We start from the raw sequence: 3,809 nt of genomic DNA, 5'->3' as shown, positions 1-3,809 counted from the left end.
CGTAGAGACCGATGAATATCCAGTTGGTCTCGCAAATGACCACGACGATCTGCCAGAAGGAGCGCGAGCCGCCGCGCTTCTGCATGGCGGTGGCGAAGCGCCTGATCAGCCAGGAGATAACGACCGACACGATCAGCCAGCGCGAATCCAGCACATCGAGCACATTGCCGGCGCCCTCGCCGAAAGGCGCCATGTCGAGCGCGACGCGCGAATATTGCCGCACCGTGTCGCCGAGAAAACCCCAGGCGGCGTAATAGGCGAAAAAGGGCAGCAGCGCGACGGTGATCATGCGCGCCAGCCGCGCGCTGCCGCCGGCAGGCCCGGTTTCGCTTTCGCCCTGGGCCGCCTGCTGCGCGGCCTGGACGGCCGGCAAGGCCGGCAGCAGCGTCTGGAACATGGCGACGGTGACGATGAGCTGTGTCAGCGCCACCAGCGTCAGCAAAGCCAGTCCCGCCATGTGGTTGAGCAAGGCGGCGCGCGCGGCGACCTGCATGAACAGGTCGCCGAACACGATGCCCAGAAGCACGATGGCGACCAGTTGCGGCCAGAAGCGCCACCAGAGCTTCAGGGTCAGCGCCAGCGGTCTTACGGCAACGGCAAGCATGTCGGACGCTCAATCCGTCAATGCAGGCCTCTGATCATTTCGGAAGATTTGCGCGTGGGCGACAATTTTGCGGGCCATGTCCTCTCCACCGACCAGGGTGCTTCGCACTCCAGTCCTTGCTTGACACAATTCCCGATGGAAAACCGCTGCGCACTTTTCCTGGAATTGCTCTAGCCCCTGCCCCGTCGGATTTACGAGATAAGGCGAAGGGCCCCGGGTGTACAGACCAAAATTCTCGTCTGACGCGAGTTTCGCCCGCAGCTGACACAACCTGACAGTGTCGCGGGATCAGGTCGCCTTCTTCCTCGTCATGAATGCCGTCAACGCGGCGCGCGCCTCTTCGGAGGTCAGCCGCTCGCGGAAATGCTCGCTTTCCACCTTGATGCGGGCGACGAGCGCTTCGCGCGGCTCGCGCATCAGGTCGCGCGCGATCTTCAGCGCCTGCGGCGGCTTGGCGGCGATGCCGTCGGCGGCGGCCAGCACCGCGCTTTCCAACGCGTCTTCCGCGACGACGTCGTAGATCATGCCGGCGGCCTTGGCGCGCTCGGCCGAAAAGCCTTCGCCGAGGCCGAGCAGCGCGAAGGCGCCCTGCCGCCCCAGGAGCTGCGGCGCGATCAGGCTGGAGCCGGCTTCCGGCACCAGCCCGAGGTCGACGAAGGGCGTGCGGAAGAGCGTGCGCGGCGTGGCGAAGGTGAGGTCGCAATGCAGATTGAGCGTGGTGCCGATGCCCACCGCAATGCCGTCGACGCCCGACACCATCGGCTTCTGCGACCTCGCCAGCGCCATCAGGAAATCCCAGACCTCGTTGCCGCCCTCGCCGCCTGTGGCGATGACCAGGAAATCGGCAAGGTCATTGCCGGAGGAAAAGGCGCCTGGAACGCCGAGGAAGACATGCACGCGAACCGCCGGATCGGCATCGCCTTCGGTGAGCGCCGCCGACATTTTCGCATACATGGCGCGGGTCAGCGCGTTCTTCTTGTCGGGGCGGTTGATGCGGATGATCTGTACGGCGCCCTGGCGCTCGACGAGGATATGGTCTGTCACGATTGGTCCCTTGAACGTCAGGATGCTTAAGCGGAAATCAGCGCCTTGCCGGCGGCGGCGAGGCTTTCGGCGCCGTCGATGACGCGCTCCTTCAAGGCGCGCGTCTCGCCGAGCAGGTTTTCGGCGAAGAAGCGGCAAAGCGGGATGCGGCCGCGGTCGGCGAGCCCGCCCTGCGCCAGATAGGCGCCGCCGGCGGCAAGCGAGATGAGGCGCAGATAGGGCGTGGCGCCGGCCATCGCGGCGTTGGCCTTGCCGTCGGCCATGAGCTTCTGCAGGAAGCGCGTCGCCTCGTCGAGATCGGCCAGCGCGCGGTCGAGATTGTCGGCTGTGCGACCGAAGCCGTCGACGTTGGAGGTGCGCACTGCGTCGGCCACGGCCTTCAATTCGCCGATGTAGCCATGCACATGCTCGCCGCCGCCGAGTGGCAGTTTTCGCGCTACCAGATCGATCGCCTGGATGCCGTTGGTGCCCTCATAGATCGGCGCGATGCGCGCATCGCGATAAAGCGCGGCGGCACCTGTCTCCTCGATGAAGCCCATGCCACCATGCACCTGGACGCCCAGCGAGGCGACTTCGACGCCGACGTCGGTGGAGAAGGCTTTCGCGAGCGGCGTCAGCAGGCTGGCGCGGTCGTGCCATTTGGCGCCGGCCTCGCCCTCGCCGACGCGCGCGCGGTCGATCGCATGCGCGCAGGAATAGCTGATCGAGCGGGCGATCTGGGTCAGCGCCTTCATGGTCAAGAGATTGCGCTGCACGTCCGGGTGATGGACGATCGGCGCCATGCCGGAGCCGGAATAGGCGGAAGCCTTGCCCTGGCGGCGCTCATTGGCATAGGCGATCGCCTTCTGCGTGGCGGTCTCGGCCACGGCCACGCCCTGCATGCCGACGGCAAGGCGGGCGTTGTTCATCATCGTGAACATGCAGGCGAGCCCCTTGTTCTCCTCGCCGATCAGCCAGCCGATTGCGCCGGGCGTCGCGCCCTGGAAGCCGTCGCCATAGATCATGGTGCAGGTTGGCGAGGCATGGATGCCGAGCTTGTGCTCGAGACCCGAACAGAAGACGTCGTTGCGGGCGCCGAGCGAGCCGTCGTCATTGACGAAGAATTTCGGCACCAGAAACAGCGAGATGCCGCGCGTGCCGGCGGGCGCGTCGGGCAGCCGCGCCAGCACCAGATGGACGATGTTGTCGGTGAAATCGTGCTCGCCATAGGTGATGAAGATCTTCTGGCCGAAGATGCGATAGGTGCCGTCGCCGACCGGCTCGGCGCGGCTGCGCAGGGCCGCGAGGTCCGAGCCTGCCTGCGGCTCGGTCAGGTTCATCGTGCCCATCCACTCGCCCGAGACGAGCTTGGCGAGATATTTGGCCTTGAGTTCCTCCGAGGCGTGCTTGGCGAGCGCCTCGACCGCGCCCATGGTCAGCGTCGGGCCGATGCCGAAGGCCATGGCGGCGGAGTTCCACATTTCGAGCGCGGCGACGCCGAGCATGGTGGGCAGGCCCTGGCCGCCGAATTCTTCCGGACCGGACAGCGCGTTCCAGCCGCCCTCGATCCAGCGACGGTAGAGCTCCTTCCAACCGGGCGGCGTGGTGACGGCGGCGTCCTTGAGCACCGCGCCATGCTCGTCGCCGATCTTGTAGAGCGGAGCCACCTCCTCGCTGGCGAAACGTCCCGCCTCGGCCAGGATCGCGTCGACAAGGTCCTCGCCGAGATCGCCGAAAATACCGGCGTCCAGCGCCGGCTTCAGCCCCGCCACCTGCTTCAGCGTGAAGGCGATGTCCTCGACCGGTGCGCGATACATGTCTGCTCCTCCTTCCGTTCCGGCCGATCGTAATGCATGGCCGAAGCGAAACCATGCGTCGATTTCGCGCCTTCTTTTTACGTAAACGTCAAACTTTGTCACGCGGATTTTGCATGGGCGCAGGCTTCGTCATCCGCGGGGAAGTGAGACCGCGGGCTGGGGACCCCAACGAGCGCTTCGGCCAACCACGAAGGCTCGCGACGCTTGCCCTCCAACGAAACGGCTCACTTTGGAGATTAGCCGAAGCATCCGAACTTCGTCATCCACGGGCGGAGCAAGGAGCGAAGCGACGCGCGTAGACCCGAGGATCCATTCCGTTACCTTGACCGTAGAGCGCAGCGGAGCAGAATTCTGGACCGCCGCAA

At 65.7% G+C, this 3,809-nt stretch carries 2 protein-coding genes and 1 pseudogene; all 3 read right to left on the bottom strand.

The features are described 5' to 3' along the window. Positions 1-604: pseudogene (locus tag EOD07_RS26175) on the bottom strand (hypothetical protein); the annotation flags it as partial. Between the two features lie 288 nt (positions 605-892). Further along, complete coding sequence (locus EOD07_RS26170; RefSeq protein ID WP_127237471.1) at positions 893-1,648, bottom strand: crotonase/enoyl-CoA hydratase family protein; 756 nt, start codon at positions 1,646-1,648, stop codon at positions 893-895. Between the two features lie 26 nt (positions 1,649-1,674). Then, positions 1,675-3,444 carry an acyl-CoA dehydrogenase family protein gene (locus tag EOD07_RS26165; RefSeq protein ID WP_127237470.1) on the bottom strand — a complete coding sequence of 590 codons (1,770 nt, stop codon included), beginning with the start codon at positions 3,442-3,444 and terminating at the stop codon, positions 1,675-1,677. Between the last annotated feature and the right edge of the window lie 365 nt (positions 3,445-3,809).

Source organism: Mesorhizobium sp. M2C.T.Ca.TU.002.02.1.1, from assembly GCF_003997225.1.
The sequence above is the reverse complement of the archived record's forward strand: the minus strand, read 5'-3'. Positions and strand labels throughout refer to the sequence as shown.

Coding starts and splice junctions, on each gene's coding strand:
- EOD07_RS26165 (WP_127237470.1), bottom strand. CDS start 3,444: ATGTATCGCGCACCGGTCGAGGACATCGCCTTCACGCTGAAGCAGGTG.